This is a genomic window from Umezawaea endophytica (assembly GCF_025061645.1).
GTDB classification, from domain to species: Bacteria; Actinomycetota; Actinomycetes; order Mycobacteriales; family Pseudonocardiaceae; genus Umezawaea; species Umezawaea endophytica.
Genome location: NZ_JANYMP010000024.1, coordinates 20,154 through 36,484, shown reverse-complemented (window position 1 = coordinate 36,484; position 16,331 = coordinate 20,154). Strand labels below are relative to the sequence as shown.

Below are 16,331 nucleotides of genomic sequence, written 5' to 3'. Positions count from 1 at the left end.
ACTACCGCACCATGAACGCTCCGGCCGAGGTCTCGCTCTGGCGGCTCACCCCACTCGTCGTGGGCGCGTTCGCCATCGGCGTCGACGCTTCCGTGCTGTCCGGCATCCTGCTGGCGGTCAGCTCCGACCTCGGTACGGATCCGAGCACCGTGGGACAGGCGCTGGCGGTGTTCCCGCTGGTGTTCGCCATCGGTGCCCCGATCGTCGCCAGTCTGGTGGCCGGGCAGTCGCAACGCCGGATCGGTATGGCGGGCCTGCTGCTGTTCTCCGCCGGGAACCTGGTCGCGATGTCCGGCTCGGTCGCGATGCTCGTCGCGGGCAGGCTGATCGCCGCGATCGGCGCGTGCGCCTACCTGCCGAACGCCACCGCCACCGCGGGCGCCTCCGTGCCGAGCGCGCGCAGCGGACGGGCGGTCTCGCTGGTCCTGTCGGGAGTCACGGCGGCGACGGTGATCGGTGTTCCGCTCGGTGTCCTGGTCTCCTCGCTCGTGGGGTGGCGCTGGGTGCTCGTGGCCATCGCGGTGATGGGGGTCGTCGCCGCGCTGCTGCAAGGCCGCGGCGGGCTGGCTGACCCGAGGACCCAGCCGGTGCCGATCCGGGAAAGGCTGCGCCTGCTGGGCCAACCGGGTCTGCTCGTCGTGCTCGCGCTGACGTTGCTCGCGGTGGCGGGGGAGTACGTCGTGTACTCCTACCTCGCGCTCGTGGTGCGGGACAACGTAGGCGCGGGCACGGAAGTCCTGATGCTGATGCTCACCGTTCTCGGTGTCGGCACGCTGATCGGGACCATCGCGGGCGGGGTGCTGTCGGACCGGTTCCGCTGGCGTCCGCTGTTGGCCACCACCGTCACGACGGTCGGCCTGCTGCTCCTGGTCCTGCCGGTCGCGTCCGGACTCGTGGCGACGCTGGTCGTGCTGTTCGCCTGGGGTGTGGTCGGCTGGACCATCGTGCCGACCCAGCTCAAGCGACTACTCTCCGTCTACCCGTCGGCCGGGACGCTGGTCGTGTCGCTCAACTCGTCGTCGGTGTTCCTCGGCGCCGCGCTCGGCGGGCTCGTCGGCGCACGGGTGATCGACGGGTACAGCACCACGGTCTTGTGCGTGGTCGGCGCGGTGGGCGTGTGGTGTTCGTTGATCTTCTTGTTCGCGGCCGCGCGAACGGGTGCGGACAAGTCGCCCGGACGGGACCGCTCGACGGTCTAGCAGGAGATAGTGCATTCGGGTTCCACTCTTTCGGGGTATGTCCGAGTGGTATGCCCTCGTGCATATCTGAATTCTCTGCGAAAGGGAATTTCCTATGAATACTGTTAAATGGTCAATAGTGATCTGCGCCACATGTAATCTGGTTGACACCTGATGGTAAAAGGAAGTAACTTCGGTAGCGTCGATGCTCGGGGGGCTTCTCATGGGGTGAAAAAAGGCCCGTATTCTGATTCCTTCTATACTTGACGCCGGACTCCTGTGTGCCTGGGTGTAGTGTTTTCGCACCGTTCCGGTGGTGATTGCCTCTCACTTTTTGCCATTCCTATTCTTGATGATCGCAGATTTACCGACGTGCGCACCGAAGGTCGTGGCAGATCGAATCAAGCTTGCACTTGTTGATGGATGGACATCCCTGTGGTCAAGTCAGACGAGAACACCAAGCTGATCTCCCAGACGTGCATCGATGACGCGAGAGGATGGCATCGTGTTGCTTTCGACGAGGTCGAGTCCAGACTTGTCGACCCTGATTTCCCGTGTGTTTTCTCGAAGAACGCCTTCCGGAAGAAGATCGTCAAGTTCATCTTCGTCGAGGACGCCGGGAGTGACGGTGTCCGCCACCTGGCGGAGGGCCTGACGGAGTACGTCGAGCTGTCCCGGCAGTGGGACGGCCGTCTGGACACGGCAAGTCCGCTGGTAGTGGCGTTCTCGCTGGACGCCGTGAAGGTTCGGACCGTCGACGACTACCACGCGTTCGGCTGGCGGGTGCTCGCGGCTCTGCACGAGGTCGACCCGGCGCCGTGGCCGGAAGGGGTCGGCAGGGACCCCGATTCCGAGGCCTGGTCCATGTGCTTCGACGGTATGCCGTTGTTCTTCAACATGAGCAGTTTCGCGCATCGCGTTCGACGTAGTCGAAATCTTGGCGAGTATTTCAAGCTGATCGTCAACCCGCGCGAGCGGTTCGACGTCTTCGCCGGCGATACTCCCAGCGGGCGGCGGGTTCGGACGAACATCCGCAATCGCATCGAGCGTTACGACGGCACGCCGCACTCGTGGCAACTGGGGTCATATCACGGCGGCGCGCTCGAATGGCAGCAGTACGGATTGGTCGAGGAAAATGCCGATCGGGCGGACAAGTGTCCATTTGCTTTTCCTGGTGCGTGAGTGCTTTTTGTCGGCGAAACAGATACGGAGTTCCGTTCGATGATTGATCTTATTGTCTCCCAGGGGCGGGTGGCCGACCGGGCGGCGCGAATGATCGAGGGTGCGGCTCGCACCGCTCGGGCGTTGGAAGACCGCTACGGGATCAAAGGTGAATTTATCGGAGAACCCGCGCCCGCGGTCGTGGACGACTGGACCGTCAGCCTCGCTCAAGCGGAAAAGACACTGGTGGGACTCCAGCAGGCGGTGACAGCCGCCTTCGAAGCCGGGAATACACCGGTGATGGTCGCCAACACCTGTTCCGCGAGCCTGGCCACGTTGCCCGTCGTGGCTCGGGAGCACCCGGACGCGGTGGTGCTGTACATCGACGCGCACGGCGATTTCAACACACCTGAGACGAGTTCGGGATACCTCGGCGGCATGGTGCTGTCGGCCGCCTGCGGGCTGTGGGACAGCGGGCACGGGGCCGGGCTTCGACCGGAGCAGGCCGTGCTGGTCGGGACGCGGGACATCGACCCGGCCGAGCGCGAGCTGCTGGACGGGGCGGGCGTCCGGGTCATCCCGCCCGCGGAGGCGACCGCGGAGAACGTCATGAAGGCCGTCGGCGGATCGCCGGTGTGGGTGCACATCGACTGGGACGTGCTCGACCCGCAGTTCCTGCCCGCCGACTACGTGGTCCCGAACGGCATGTCACCCGCCCAGATCCGGGCGATCTTCGAGGCCATCCCGCCCGGCAGGCTCGTCGGCGTCGAGGTCGCGGAGTTCAACGCGCCGGTCGACGAGAAGAGCAGCGCCGAGGGGGTCGCCACGATCCTCGGCATGCTCGGACCCGTGTTCGAGGCCTCGGCAGGCCATCGATGAACGTCCTGCCGTTCACCAAGATGCACGGTGCGGGCAACGACTTCGTCGTGCTCGACCTGCGCGACGCGAAGGACCCCTCGCCGGAGCTGTGCCGCGCCCTGGCGGACCGGCACTTCGGCGTCGGCTGCGACCTGGTCCTCGGCGTCAAGGCACCGCGCACCGAGGAAGCCGTTGCCTCCTACGAGATCTGGACCGCGGACGGCGACCCTTCTCCGCAGTGCGGCAACGGGGCCCGTTGTGTCGCCGCCTGGGTCGTCCGCGCCGGTTTGGCACGGGGCCCCCGGTTCTCGCTCGACAGCCCGTCGGGCACGCACGAGGTGGACGTGCTGGACGGAGGTGCCTTCCGCGTGGCACTGGGGGTGCCGCAGTTCGCGCCGGACCGGGTTCCGCTGTTCGGCCTCGACGACGAGCAGGACCTGTACGAGACCGAGGTGGGTGGGGCGCGAGTGCGCTTCGCCGCCGCGTCGGTCGGCAACCCGCACGCCGTGATCGAGGTCGGCGACGTCGACACCGCGCCCGTCGCCGAGGTCGGACCAGCACTGCAAGGATCGGGCCTCTTCCTGCCGACGGTCAACGTCGGTTTCGTCGAAGTCGTTTCACCCCAACGCGTTCGCCTGCGCGTCTTCGAGTACGGCGCGGGCGAGACCCTGGCCTGCGGCAGCGGTGCCTGTGCCGCAGCCGCGGTGCTGATGAGGCAGGGGCGGGTCGAGCGCGACATCGCCGTCTCCCTGCCCGGCGGAGAACTCCGCATCGAGTGGCCGGACGCCGCCGCTCCCATCCTCCTCGCAGGCCCAGCCACGTTCTCCTTCGAAGGGCAGTTCTCCCATGCCGCTGTATGACAGCATCCTCGACACGATCGGCCGCACGCCCATCGTCAAGCTCCACCGGCTCGCACCCGACCACGTCACCGTCTACGTGAAGGTGGAGTCGTTCAACCCCGGCGGTTCGGTCAAGGACCGGCTCGCGCTCGCCGTCATCCTCGACGCGGAGAGGAAGGGGCTGCTCAAGCCCGGCGACACGATCGCGGAGTGCACCTCCGGCAACGTCGGCATCGCGCTGGCGATGGTCGCCGCGGCGCGCGGCTACCAGTTCGTGGCGTTGATGGGCGACACGTACTCGGTGGAGCGGCGCAAGCTGATCCGCGCCTACGGCGGCAAGGTCATCCTCTTCCCCGGTGCGGAGGGCAGCGCGGGCGGGAACCGCAGGGCGGACGAACTCGCGGAGAAGCACGGCTGGTTCCGCGCCAACCAGTTCGACAACCAGGCGAACCCCGCCTACCACCGCGAGACCACCGCGTCGGAGATCCTGGCCGACTTCGCCGGGAAGCGGCTCGACTACTTCGTCACCGGCTTCGGCACCACCGGCACGCTCACCGGCGTCGGCCAGATGCTGAAGCTCGCGCGACCCGAGGTGCGCGTCATCGCCACCGAGCCCGACAACGCCGCGGTGCTGGCGGGCAAGGAGTGGAACGTCCACAAGATCCAGGGCTTGGCCCCCAACTTCGTGCCGAGCCTGCTGGACCGGACCGTCATCGACGAGCTGCACACCATCGACGAGGAGACGGCGCGCGACACCACGCGACGTCTCGCGGGCGAGGAGGGGATCTTCGCGGGCATCTCCGCGGGCGCCACGCTCGCGACGGCGTTGCGCGTCGCGGAGACCGCGCCGGAAGGCTCCGTGCTGCTCTCGATGCTGCCCGACACCGGTGAGCGCTACCTGTCCACGTACCTGTTCGACGGGGTGAACGAAGGCTCCGACGACGAGTGGTTGGCCTCGCTGGAGCCCGCGCCCCGCGACGCCTGACCGAAGACCCGCCCTGACCGAGGACCTGCGCAGAACGGGAGTAGACGCGTGGGAGAGTTCGTTCCCCCGGCGACTCGTTTCGTGGACCTGCCTGCCGGTTTCGCGATGAAACTCGGCGGTGAGCTGCACGGCGCGCGCATCGCCTACGAGACCTTCGGCGAGGTCAACCCGGCACGTGACAACGTCGTCCTGATCCTCACCGGGCTGTCGCCCAGCGCGCACGTCGCCGCGCACCCGGACGACCCCACCCCCGGCTGGTGGGACGCGATGGTGGGGCCGGGCAAACCGATCGACACGAACCGCTGGCACGTGGTCTGCGTCAACTCGCTGGGTAGCTGCATGGGGTCGACCGGGCCGCCGTCGTCCGACCCGGCCACCGGCGGGCCCTACCGACTGGGGTTCCCCGACCTGGCCGTCGAGGACATCGCGGACGCGGCGGCGTGGACGGTGCGCGCGTTGGGGTTCGAGCGCCTCGCCTGCGTCGTCGGGGCCTCCATGGGCGGCATGAGCGCGCTGGCGCTGCTGGCCCGGCACCCCGACCTGACGCGGAACCACATCAACATCTCCGCGGCGGTGCACTCGCTGCCGTTCGCCATCGCGGTCCGCTCCCTCCAGCGGGAGGCGATCCGGTCCGACCCGCGGTGGGACCAGGGCCGCTACGACGAGGAGAACTATCCCGACGAGGGCATGCGCACGGCGCGCAAGCTGGGCATGATGACCTACCGGTCGGCGGAGGAGTGGGAAGTCCGATTCGGACGGTCACGGGTGCGGTCGGAGCCGCCCACGGGGTCCGCGCGGTTCGGCCTGGAGTTCGAGGTGGAGCTCTACCTCCACCGCCACGCCCACCGCTTCGTGCGCCGGTTCGACCCGAACAGCTACCTCTACCTCAGCCGTTGCGTGGACTGGTTCGACCTCGGGGAGTCGTGCGGCGGTACCGAGGAGGAAGCCTTCGCGTCGATGCGCCTGGAGAAGGCGCTGGTGATCGGCGTGCAGACCGACCTCCTCTTCCCACTGCGGCAGCAGGGTCGGATCGCCGACGGGCTGAGCGCGGGCGGCGCCGACGTCGGGTTCCTGGCACTGGAGTCGCAGCAGGGGCACGACGCGTTCCTGGTCGACACCGCCCGTTTCGGACCGCCGGTGTCGAAGTTCCTGTCCGAGCTGTGACCCCTCAAGACGTGGAGAGTCGGAATTGACCGCACACCAACCGAAAACAGCACTCGTCACCGGCGCCAACCGCGGCATGGGCCTGGAGATCGCGCGCCAGCTCGCCGGTCACGGGATCCACGTGCTGCTCACCGGGCGCGACCACGAGGCCGTCGTCGAAGCGGCGCGATCGTTGGGCGCCGAGGGCCTCGACGTCGAACCGCTCGTCCTCGACGTGACGAGCACGGAGAGCATCCGGGCCGCCGCCGAGGACGTCACGCTCAGGCACGGCAGCCTGGACATCCTCGTCAACAACGCGGCCATCCGGATCGAGGAGTACGGCAAGAAGCCGTCGGAGCAGCCGCTCCGGCAGTGGAGGGAAACGTTCGACACCAACCTGTTCGGCGTGGTCGAGACGACCATCGCCTTCCTGCCGCTGATCCGCAGGTCGCCCGCCGGGCGCGTCGTCAACGTCTCCAGCCTGCTCGGTTCGCTGACCAGGCACAGCGACACGACGTCGTACACCTACAGCGACACGTTCAAGTCGTTGCCCGCCTACAGCGCCTCCAAGAGCGGGGTGAACTCGTGGACCGCGCACCTCGCGTACGAACTGCGCGACACCCCGATCAAGGTGAACGCGGTGCACCCCGGCTACACCAAGACCGACATGAACGAGGGCGAGGGTGACCTCGAGATCCCGGTCGGCGCCAGTACCAGCGTCAGGATGGCCCTGCTCGACCAGGACGGACCGACCGGCAGCTACGTGCACATGGACGAGGTGGTGCCCTGGTGAAGACCGTCGCGCTCGTGACCGACCAGGTGAGCCTGCCCATCGACTACGACATGCCACCGCTGCTCGCCGCGTGCCGGGAGGTGGGCCTCGCACCGGAGGTGTGCGACTGGAACGACACTTCCGTCGACTGGTCGCGGTTCGACGTCGTGGTGCCGCGGTCGCCGTGGACCTACGTGGACCGGCTGCCGGACTTCCTCGCGTGGTGCGAGGCGGTCGAAGCGTCGACGCGCCTGCTGAACCCCGTGTCGATCGCGCGGTGGGTGCTGGACAAGCACTACATCGCCGATCTCGCCGCCCGCGGCGTTCCGGTCGTGCCGACCAGGTACGTCCACCGCGACACCGACCGGGCCCAAGCGGTGCGCGAGTTGCTCGCCGAACACCCGGAGGCGAAGGAGATCGTCGTGAAACCGACGATCGGCGCCTACTCCAAGGACGTCCAGCGGTTCGCGCGGTCACTGGCGGACGAGGCCGTCGGCTACGTGGGCAAGCTGCTCGACAACGGCGCCGAGGTGATGCTCCAGCCGTACCTGGAGTCGGTCGACCGCCGGGGGGAGACCGATCTGACCTTCTTCAACGAGGAGTACAGCCACGCCATCCGCAAGAGCGCGATGCTCATGCCGGACGGCACGGTGAACGTGCCGACGCTGGACACCCGCGCGGCGCGCGTCGCCGACCCCGACGAGCAGGAGGTCGCGTTGGCCGCGCTCGACGCGGCGGCATCGCACCTCGGCATCGAGCGGCCGTTGCTGTACGGGCGCGTCGACCTGATCCGCGATGACGACGGTGGACCGGTGGTGCTGGAACTCGACCTCTGCGAACCGTCGCTGAACCTGCCCTTCACCGACACCGGTGCGACGCGGTTCGCCCGTGCCCTGCTGAAGCGGTTGGAGGTGTAGGGCCCTGTCACTCCTCCGCCACGAGACGGGCCAGGCGACGCACCGCGTCGTCCACCTCCGCGGCGGAGGGGGCCGCCACGTAGCTGAGCCGCACGTGCGGAGCGCTGCCGCCGGTGGTGGGGTAGAAGTTCTCGCCAGGGGTCAGCGCGACGCCGTGCGCCAGTGCGGCGGCCTCGAACTGCCTGCTGTCCAGGTGGCCCGGCAGCGACACCCACAGGTGGTAGGCGCCGCGCGGCCGGACGGCGAGGGCGTGCGGGCCGAAGGTCGCCGTCACCGCGGTGACGGCGACCTCCCGGCGGTGAGCCAGAGCGGAGCCGAGCGTGGCGAGGGACCGCTTCCAGCCCGGCGCGGTCACGACCTCCAGCGCCGTGTACTGGAGGGGCGCGGGCACGAACATCGTTTCGACGACGTGCGCGGACCGCAGCCTCGCCATGACCGGGCCCCGCGCGGCGAGCGCGCCGACGCGGAGGTTCGGCGAGGTCACCTTCGTCAGCGACCGGATGTGGACCACGGTGCCGTCCGGGTCGTCGGCGATCATCGGCGGCGGCACCGGTCCGGCGTCCGGGTGTGCCATGTGGCGGGCGAAGTCGTCCTCGACCACGAACGCCGCGTGCCTGCGGGCGATGGCGAGGATCTCCTGCTGCCTGCTCGTCGTGAGGCTCGCCCCGGTGGGGTTCTGGAACAGCGGCTGGATGACGACGATTCGGGCACCGGTGCGGACGAGTGCCTGTTCGAAGTAGTCGGTGCGGAGCCCGTCGCCGTCGAGCGGGATGGGGATCATCCGCAGTCCCGCGGCCTGAGCCGCCGCGATCGTGCCCGGATAGGTGGGAGACTCGATGATGACGGGATCACCCGGTTGGCCGAGCGCGCGCAACGCGGTCGCCAGCGCGCTCTGCCCCGCGCTGCACACGAGGATGTCGTGACGGCCGAGGCCGCCGCCGATGTCCGCCGCGAACCAGTCGCGCAGTTCGGGCATCCCGCCCACCGGAGGCCGGTCCCACGACTCCGCGCGCCGGGCGGCGCGGGCCAGTGCGGTGCCGAGCGCCTTGAGCGGTTGCAGGCTCGGGTGGAGGTAGCCGCCGTTGAGGTCGGCGACGTCCGGTCCCGACGGCGAGAGCGCGTGCAGCAGTCCGGGTGTCTTGAAGCCGCGGGGAGTGCTGGTCGGCGAGCCGATGTGGTTGGACAGTTCGAGCGCCGCCTCCTGCCACGACGTGTCGCCCGCCCGCGTCACGGGCCGCACCTCGGTGCGGTAGGTACCGGCGCCGGGGCGAGAGGTGATGAGCCCTTGCTGCGTGATGATGGCCAGCGCCTGCGAGACGGTAGTAGCGCTCACCCCGAAGCGTCGCACCAGCTCGCGGTGAGTGGAAATGCTTGTCCCGGAAGGAAGAGCTTCGATCTCCCTCGCGAGGAGCGAGGCGAGTTCCTGCGAACTGCTACGGTGGACCATGAAGAGTGATAGTAGCGCTACTACTGCCGCGCCAGTATCGCCACTGCCGAACGCCAACGGCACGCTGTTCGCCGCGCTCGGCGTGCTGACCTTCTCCTTCAGCTTCCCCGGAACGGTGTGGGCGCTCGACGGGTTCGGTCCCTGGAGCGCCGCGGGTGTGCGCGGTGTCCTGGCCGCGCTCATCGCGGTCGTCGCGCTGCTGGCGACGCGCGCCAAGCTCCCGGCGCGCTCCGACTGGCCCGCCCTCGCGGTGGTCGCGGGCGGTTGCGCCGTCGGGTTCCCGCTGCTGACGACGCTGGCGTTGCAGACGTCCTCGACGGCGCACTCGGCGGTCGTCATCGGCGCGCTGCCGATGGCCACCGCGGTGATCTTCGCGCTGATCACCAAACGCTACCCGTCCAGGCTGTTCTGGGTCGCGGCCGGGACCGGCGCGGCCACCGTCATCGTGTTCACCCTGTCGCAGAACCACGGCCTGCCAACGGTCGCCGACGTCTACCTCTTCGCGGCCCTGATCGTCTGCGCGGCCGGGTACGCCGAGGGCGGGCGGTTGTCGGCGCACATGCCGGGCTGGCGGGTCATCGCGTGGGGCGTCGTCCTCGCCGCACCCGTGAACCTCGTCGTGTCGGCTTTCGCGCTCGCGCACGAACCGGTGCACTTCACGACGAAGGCCCTCGCCGGGATGGCCTACATCGCGGCGATCTCGCAGTTCGGCTCGTTCGTCGTCTGGTACCGCGGGATGGGACTCATCGGCGTGGCGAGGGCCAGCCAACTCCAACTCGCCCAACCCCTGCTGACCCTCGTGTGGTCAGTCCTGCTGCTCGGCGAAGACCTCAGCCCCGCGGTCCCCGTCACGGCGGTCATCGTGCTCGCCTGCATCGTGGTGACGCAGCGGACGAAGGCCTCGTGAGCGGGCGGTTCGATCAGACGATGTCGAGCCGAGGAGCTGCCGAGGCGAACTGCGCCGCGTGGGCCACGGCCTGCGCGTCCGAGAGGTTGCCCACGCGAACGGCCAGAGCGGGCACGGCGCGCTTCGTCGGTTTCACGGTGTAGACCGCGAAGATCCTGGTGTTCCGGTCGTAGGTGACGCCTTTCGCCTGGTTCCAGTGCACGTGCAGGAACTGCCTGCGCAGCAGGCCGACGAAGAGGAAGAGCAGCCGCTGGTCGGTGCAGGCGAGCACACCGATGCCCTCGCCCTGGGCACCGGTCAGCGCCAGTACCCGTTCCTCCGGGCCGAGGTAACCGCCGAGGAGGTTGACCTCTTTCATCGACCCGACCAGCGCGCCGCGCACGCGTTCCAGGGCTTGGGCCACATCGGGTCGCAGTGTCGGGGTCACGGGCGGTGGCGCGGCTTGGACGACCGGTCGCACCACTTCGACCTGCCGCACGACCGTGTGGAACGTCCAGCGGAAGCCGTCCCAGTAGCGCAGCAGCGCGTCGTCCAGCGGATCGGGCAACCACGTGGCGGGGCGAGGCGCCGTCATCACTCACCACCGTCGTCGGACAGGTCCCCGTCAGCGTCGACCTGCGCCCCGACAGTGCCCGACCCGCCGCGCCGACCGGGGTCCGACGCCCGCCACTCGACCGCTTCGGCGATGTCGTTGTACTCCAGGACGTGGTCGTTGCCCAGCGACACCAGCAGGTCCCGGACCTCCGCGGGTGTGGCGTAGAAGAACTCGCGGCGCGGGTTGACCAGGTTCAAGCGCCGGTGGCTCAGCTTCTGGTGCAGGCTGGTCTCGAGGGCGACGGCGTCCTCGGAGAAGAACAAGGCGTGGGTGTCGAAGCGGAACGGCACCGACGCGTCACCGAGTTCACGGACCCGGTCCATCGGCTCCAACCTGCGGGTCATGCCGATCTTGACCACGTCGGGGCCGAACGCGCCGATGTTGGAGATCACGTAGACGTACCCGGCACGCACGTTCGCCGCCCGCTGCTCGACTCCGGCGATCGCGCTGTCGACCGACGCCAACTGCTCACGCGCCCGTTCCAGCCCTTCCAGGTCGCCCTTGGCCTCCAGCCTCGCGACGATGGTCGTGTAGTGCGTGCGCTCCTTCGCCAGCCGCGCCCGTTCCCGCTCGATCTCCTTGGAGACCTTGGCCTCCTCGCGCAATCGTTCGCGCTCGGCCCTGGCCTGCTCGCGCTCGGCCTCGACCTTCACCAGGTAGTCCGACGTCAGGTCGATCTCGCGCAACCGCAACCGGTGGTAGTCCGGCGAGATGACGATCCGCATCAGCACACCGAGCCTGCCGACCGTGTCCCGCGTCGTCGTCAGCCGCTTCTTCACGGCCTCGCGAGTGTGCGGCTTCACCGCGCGCACGGCGTTGTCGGCCTCGGCGTTGTAGGCGCGCAGCATCAGCTTCGCCATGTCCCGCCCGAGTTTCTGGCCTTCCTTGAGCGACCCGTTCACCGCCCAGTCAACCTGGCAGGTCACCGCGTCGCCCTTGGCCGCTTCCTTGATCCGCTGCTTCAGGGCCGCCAGGGAGTCCTTGTACGCCAGGGCGTCGTCCAGGGGATGTGCGTACTCGTAGACGCCGATCTCCTGGAGCAGGGCCAACTCCCGCGTCTCCACGAGCTGCGCGCGCCACGAGTCGACCTCGCTCCGCACCTGCTGCTGCTCCGCGGCGAGTGCCGTCCGGTCGCTCTTGGCCTGCTCCACCGACGACCGCAGGTGCCGCAGTTCAGCCTCCAGCGCCCCGGTTTCCGCGCCGCGCAACTGCCCCACCCACCCGCGCAGTTCGGCGATCGTGGAGTGCGCGGCCGCCACCTGCTGCTGGAGCGCGACGACTTCCGCGTTCTCCTTGCCACCGAACAGAGCCACGGCTGGTCCTTCCCCCTGCCCCGTCGACGCCGACGGGTCGTGTCCCCCTACGTCGGGCGGTCGGCCGTCCGCGTTACATGATCAGGACGGGATCGCGTTGTCGATGAGCACGGCGGCGATGGTGGCTGCGGTGGGGAAGGAATCGGTGTCGAGTACTCGGGTGCGGGCTGAGGCGCCGTCGATGAGCAGTGCGAGTTGTTCGCCGAGTTGTTCGGGGTTGGTGGCGCCTGCTTTGCGGGCGGTTTCGGTGAGGCGCTTGGCGATGGCGGTCTTGTAGTCGCGCGCGTACTGGGACGCGGGGTGTGCTGGGTCGTGGAGTTCGACGGCCGCCGCGATGTAGGGGCACAGGGGGGTGGTCGCGGGGATCTCGAAGGCGGCGAGCAGGCGTTCGCGGGGGGTGAGGTCGGGGCGGTCGAAGACTCCTGGCATGACGTCCGGGTCGAAGCGGCGCAGGTATTCGGTGACCAGGTCGTCCTTGGTGGCGAAGTGCTGGTAGGCCGTGCGCTTGGACACCTGGGCCTCGGCGCAGAGCTGGTCCATGCCGGTGCGGTTGATGCCCTTGTCGCGGAACAACCGCTGTGACGCGCTGAGGATGCGCTCGCGTGCGCCCCTGCCGCGGCGCTGGCCCAGCGGGCCCTTCTCCAACTCCGTCATACCCCGAGCATAGGCCGTTGGGTACGGATCGGTCTACATAGCTTGCGCCCTCGAGCACCCGTCGCGTACGTTACGTACACAGTCTGGTGTACATAACCATCAAGTTACGGAGTGGTCGTGGGAAAGCTCGATGGCAAGGTCGCGGTGATCACCGGCGGGTCCACGGGGATGGCGCTGGCGGGCGCCAAGCTGTTCGTCGAGGAAGGGGCGCACGTCTTCATCCAGGCCCGGCGGCAGGAAGCGCTGGACGACGCCGTCGCGCTGATCGGCCGCGACGTCACCGCCGTCCAGGGTGACGCGGCCGACCTGGACGACCTGGACCGCTTGTACGACACCGTCAAGCGGGAGAAGGGCTCGATCGACGTGCTGTGGGCCAGCGCCGGGATGGGTGAACCCGCCGCGCTCGGCGAGATCACCGAGGAGCAGTTCCACCAGGCCTTCTGGCTCAACGCGCGCGGCACGCTGTTCACCGTGCAGAAGGCGCTGCCGCTGATCAACGACAACGGCTCGATCCTCATGACCGGGTCGAACGCCTCCCTCGGCGCCTTCCCCGGCTGGAGCCTCTACGCGGGGAGCAAGGCCGTCCAGCAGGCCTGGGCCCGCGTCTGGCTCAACGAGCTGCGCGACCGCAAGATCCGGGTCAACGTCCTGACCCCCGGCCAGGTCGCCACCGCCAAGCAGGAGGAGCTGTTCGACGAGGCGACCAAGGCCGCGTTCGAGTCCCTCATCCCGCGCGGGGAGATGGGCCGTCCCGAAGAGATCGCGACCGTCGCGTTGTTCCTCGCCTCCAACGACTCCAGCTACGTCAACGGCCTGGAACTGGTCGCCGACGGCGGCACCACCGCCATCTGAACCACGCCTCGCTCAAGAACAGGAACCTCATGAACAGCATCACGCTCATCGGCACGGGGAACATGGCCCGCGCCATCGGCACGCTCGCGGTGGCGGGCGGTTACACCGTCGAGGTCATGGGCCGCGACCAGGCCAAGGTCGACGACCTGGTCAAGGCTCTGGGCGGCGGCACGACGACGGGCAAGTGGGGCGCCGTCCCGAACGGGGACATCGTCATCACGGCCCTGTTGTACAACGGTGTCGTGCCGGTCGTCGCAGAGTACGGGGACGCCCTCGCGGGCAAGGTCGTCGTCGACATCAGCAACCCCTTCAACGCCACGTTCGACGGGCTGGCCCACAGCGAGGAGACCTCGATCGCGCAGGAGGTCGCCAAGGTGGCCCCGGCGAGCGCCAACGTGGTGAAGGTGTTCAACACCATCTTCCGCGGCGTCCTGGAGAAGGGGCGCCCCACCGCCTTCATCGCGGGCGACGACGCACAGGCCAAAGTGGACGTCGCGACGTTCGTCGAGAGCCTCGGGCTGCGGCCGCTGGACGTCGGCGGCCTGAAGATGGCGCACTGGCTCGAAGGACTGGGCGTGGTCACGGTGGGACTCGCCAACAACGGGGTCGGCCACTGGGACTTCGCCCTCGGCGTCGACGAGTTCACCGGCTGAACCCCGGACGTCGAACACCTACGACGGGAAGACGGCTCGGATGGCGGCCGAGATCGGGTCGAGGTCGGCGGCCAGGAGTTCGAGTTCGTCAGGGGACAAGGCGTTGTAGGGCGCTTCCGCGAGTCGGTCGGTCGTGGCCTCGACCCGTTCCTTCGTGGCGTGCCCGGCGGCGGTGAGCCAGCCGTCGGTCCCGATCAGGCCGCGGGAGCGCATGCCGTCGATGACCGCGGTCAACTGCGCCGAGGGCAGGTGGCCGACTCGGCCGAACTCCTTGGCGGGCATGGAGACGGACAGGGCGTGCAGCACGTGGGCTTCGGTCCCGCCGATGTCCTCGGTCAGCAAGGCGGCGTTGTGGCCGTCGCCGCGGTGCTCACGCAGCAACGTGGCCGCGTGCCACAGTCGGGCCACGGGCTCCCGCGGTACCGGGAGGGTGCGCAGGGCGGCGTAGAGGACGCGTCCCTGCACCGGTGCGCTGGTCGCCGCCGTCAGCAGGAGGTCACCGGCGCGTGCGACGCCGGGGGCGTCGGCGCGGTCGCCCAGGATTCGCCGCAGGCCCGCGACGCAGCCCCGTTCGCGGGCGGCCAGTGCCGCCTCGGGCGTGGTCAGGTCCCAGACCCGCGGGAGGTGGCGGGCGACCTCGCCGGGGGCGAAGTTGTAGAAGACCGCGTGGACCACCTCGGCGGGCACCGTGCGGCCGAGCGGCGCGGCGCGTCCGGCGAAGTAGGCGTCCCACGGGTTGCGCAGACCCAGCGCCATCAGGGCCTGGTCGGACTCGTCGGCGAAGTAGGGCACCAGGCCGATGGGTTCGACCAGGTCGTACATGCGGCGGGCCACGGGCTGCGGGTGGGACATCTCATCTCCTGCGATCACCGGAACGCCCTCGTGGCGGCCCGCTCACCTCCTCCACGAACGGCTCGGGCCGGATCCGACACCGACCTCGACACGATTTTCGGATGTCTTGATCCGCCTCGTCGCCACCCGTCACACTCGGGGTGTCCAGCTAGCTGCCAAGGGGATGCGGACGTCGTTGAACGAGTGGTGGAGCGCCCAAGCGCGGAGGGGTGCCCGGCGGAAGCACGCCATGGCGGTGGTGGACTTCGCGTTGGCACGTGGACTGCTGGACCAGGATCGCTACGAGGATCTTCGGCAGGCGGTGGCGAAAGCCGACTACCAGGACCTGCCCGCGGTGGTGGCCGACCTGCCCGCGCCGAGGTGGGACGCGGTGCCCGTCACCACGCCCGTCGACGACCTCCAGCGCGAGTTCGCGATCACCCTCCTGGACATCGCCGCGCAGTACGACGTGCTGAGCGGCGCGGACCGCAAGTGGCGGACCGCGTTCGCGGCCAGAGCGCGAACCGCGGCCGATCTGCTAGTGCTGTTCCTCGACGTCGAACCGCACCTGCGGCGGCGGCGGAACGATCCCGCGATGCTCGCGGGCCTCGAACGGCTCGCGTTCGTGTCGGAGATCCTCCAGGCCAGGGGCCGCGGCGGGCTCAGCAGGGAGGGGTTCGACAGCTTCCTCGACCGCGCGGCCTTGGGGGAGGACCTCGACACCCTGCGCGCCGAGTTGGACAGCCCGAATCGGGACGACCAGCCTCGCACCGCGCGCCCGGCAGGTCTGGTCTTCACCGGCCCCGCGGTCGCCGATCCGCCTGCGCTCGACCTCGACCGGGCCCGGATCGCCAAGTACCTCGAACAGGCGTTGTCCGAAGGACGACTCGGTCCGGGTGAGCACGCGGCCCGGACCATTCTCGTGTGGTCGGCCACCACGGCCCGCGACCTGGCGAAGGTGGTGGTCGACCTGCCCCTGCCCGCCGACGAGCCGCTGCGCGACCCCTCGTCCAACCAGCGAGCCGACCACCTCGTCAGCCCGGTCGAACGCCAGACCGCGTTCGACTGGCTCGACCGCGCGATGGCGGGCGGCGCGCTCACCCTGTGGGAGTACGAGACCCGGCTGGACGTGGCGGTGCGAGCCCGTACGGTCCGGGAGCTTGCGCGGGCGACGGCCCACCTGCCACCCGGCTGACCTGCTGAGACGGGGAGTTGCCCGTTCGCTC

17 protein-coding genes are annotated in these 16,331 nt (G+C 69.2%); 12 read left to right on the top strand and 5 right to left on the bottom strand.

Annotated features, from left to right (window positions below; all coding sequences use genetic code 11):
- Window positions 1-11: 11 nt before the first annotated feature.
- The 8 genes from NZH93_RS36870 (at window position 12) to dcsG (ending at window position 7,853) form a co-directional block, all read left to right on the top strand.
- Window positions 12-1,199, top strand: coding sequence for an MFS transporter (locus NZH93_RS36870; RefSeq protein ID WP_259627915.1), 1,188 nt, complete (start codon window positions 12-14; stop codon window positions 1,197-1,199).
- Between the two features lie 402 nt (window positions 1,200-1,601).
- Complete coding sequence (locus NZH93_RS36865; protein WP_259627914.1) at window positions 1,602-2,360, top strand: YqcI/YcgG family protein; 759 nt, start codon at window positions 1,602-1,604, stop codon at window positions 2,358-2,360.
- 39 nt (window positions 2,361-2,399) lie between these two features.
- The gene (locus NZH93_RS36860; protein ID WP_308214287.1) at window positions 2,400-3,218 is read left to right on the top strand and encodes an arginase family protein; all 819 of its coding nucleotides are present in this window, start codon (window positions 2,400-2,402) and stop codon (window positions 3,216-3,218) included.
- Window positions 3,215-4,057 (top strand): diaminopimelate epimerase, encoded by an 843-nt coding sequence (dapF, locus tag NZH93_RS36855; protein WP_259627913.1) that lies wholly within the window; start codon window positions 3,215-3,217, stop codon window positions 4,055-4,057. Before NZH93_RS36860 ends, dapF begins: the two co-directional genes overlap by 4 nt.
- Window positions 4,044-5,021, top strand: a complete 978-nt coding sequence (gene cysK / locus NZH93_RS36850) for a cysteine synthase A (protein WP_259627912.1) — start codon at window positions 4,044-4,046, stop codon at window positions 5,019-5,021. The genes dapF and cysK overlap by 14 nt, the downstream gene beginning before the upstream one ends.
- 48 nt (window positions 5,022-5,069) lie before the next feature.
- The gene (gene metX / locus NZH93_RS36845; protein WP_259627911.1) at window positions 5,070-6,185 is read left to right on the top strand and encodes a homoserine O-acetyltransferase MetX; all 1,116 of its coding nucleotides are present in this window, start codon (window positions 5,070-5,072) and stop codon (window positions 6,183-6,185) included.
- Between the two features lie 25 nt (window positions 6,186-6,210).
- Window positions 6,211-6,957, top strand: a complete 747-nt coding sequence (locus NZH93_RS36840) for an SDR family oxidoreductase (protein ID WP_259627910.1) — start codon at window positions 6,211-6,213, stop codon at window positions 6,955-6,957.
- Window positions 6,954-7,853 (top strand): D-cycloserine synthetase, encoded by a 900-nt coding sequence (dcsG, locus tag NZH93_RS36835; RefSeq protein WP_259627909.1) that lies wholly within the window; start codon window positions 6,954-6,956, stop codon window positions 7,851-7,853. Before NZH93_RS36840 ends, dcsG begins: the two co-directional genes overlap by 4 nt.
- Before the next feature lie 7 nt (window positions 7,854-7,860).
- Here dcsG and NZH93_RS36830 read toward each other — a convergent pair whose 3' ends face one another.
- Entirely contained in the window at window positions 7,861-9,300 is a 1,440-nt protein-coding gene (locus NZH93_RS36830; protein WP_259627908.1) for an aminotransferase-like domain-containing protein, read from the bottom strand.
- On the opposite strand from NZH93_RS36830, the gene NZH93_RS36825 reads away from it, so the two are divergent.
- Complete coding sequence (locus tag NZH93_RS36825) at window positions 9,299-10,207, top strand: DMT family transporter (protein ID WP_259627907.1); 909 nt, start codon at window positions 9,299-9,301, stop codon at window positions 10,205-10,207. The genes NZH93_RS36830 and NZH93_RS36825 overlap by 2 nt on opposite strands.
- 13 nt (window positions 10,208-10,220) lie before the next feature.
- Here NZH93_RS36825 and NZH93_RS36820 read toward each other — a convergent pair whose 3' ends face one another.
- The 3 genes from NZH93_RS36820 to NZH93_RS36810 all read right to left on the bottom strand — a co-directional run bounded on the left by NZH93_RS36820 (window position 10,221) and on the right by NZH93_RS36810 (window position 12,769).
- Complete coding sequence (locus NZH93_RS36820) at window positions 10,221-10,781, bottom strand: DUF2510 domain-containing protein (RefSeq protein WP_259627906.1); 561 nt, start codon at window positions 10,779-10,781, stop codon at window positions 10,221-10,223.
- On the bottom strand, window positions 10,781-12,115 hold the full coding sequence (locus NZH93_RS36815; protein ID WP_259627905.1) for an SNIPE associated domain-containing protein: 1,335 nt from the start codon (window positions 12,113-12,115) through the stop codon (window positions 10,781-10,783). Before NZH93_RS36815 ends, NZH93_RS36820 begins: the two co-directional genes overlap by 1 nt.
- Before the next feature lie 81 nt (window positions 12,116-12,196).
- Window positions 12,197-12,769: a TetR/AcrR family transcriptional regulator gene (locus NZH93_RS36810; RefSeq protein ID WP_259627904.1), complete on the bottom strand. Its 573-nt coding sequence runs from the start codon at window positions 12,767-12,769 to the stop codon at window positions 12,197-12,199.
- Between the two features lie 117 nt (window positions 12,770-12,886).
- Between NZH93_RS36810 and NZH93_RS36805 the strand changes: the two genes are divergently transcribed.
- On the top strand, window positions 12,887-13,621 hold the full coding sequence (locus NZH93_RS36805) for an SDR family NAD(P)-dependent oxidoreductase (RefSeq protein ID WP_259627903.1): 735 nt from the start codon (window positions 12,887-12,889) through the stop codon (window positions 13,619-13,621).
- 29 nt (window positions 13,622-13,650) lie between these two features.
- Window positions 13,651-14,274, top strand: coding sequence for an NADPH-dependent F420 reductase (locus NZH93_RS36800; protein ID WP_259627902.1), 624 nt, complete (start codon window positions 13,651-13,653; stop codon window positions 14,272-14,274).
- Window positions 14,275-14,292: 18 nt separating this feature from the next.
- Here the strand turns inward: NZH93_RS36800 and NZH93_RS36795 are convergent, their stop codons facing one another.
- Window positions 14,293-15,126, bottom strand: coding sequence for an SCO6745 family protein (locus tag NZH93_RS36795; RefSeq protein ID WP_259627901.1), 834 nt, complete (start codon window positions 15,124-15,126; stop codon window positions 14,293-14,295).
- A 229-nt stretch (window positions 15,127-15,355) separates the two neighbouring features.
- Between NZH93_RS36795 and NZH93_RS36790 the strand changes: the two genes are divergently transcribed.
- Window positions 15,356-16,300: a DUF1707 SHOCT-like domain-containing protein gene (locus NZH93_RS36790; RefSeq protein ID WP_259627900.1), complete on the top strand. Its 945-nt coding sequence runs from the start codon at window positions 15,356-15,358 to the stop codon at window positions 16,298-16,300.
- Window positions 16,301-16,331: the final 31 nt, after the last annotated feature.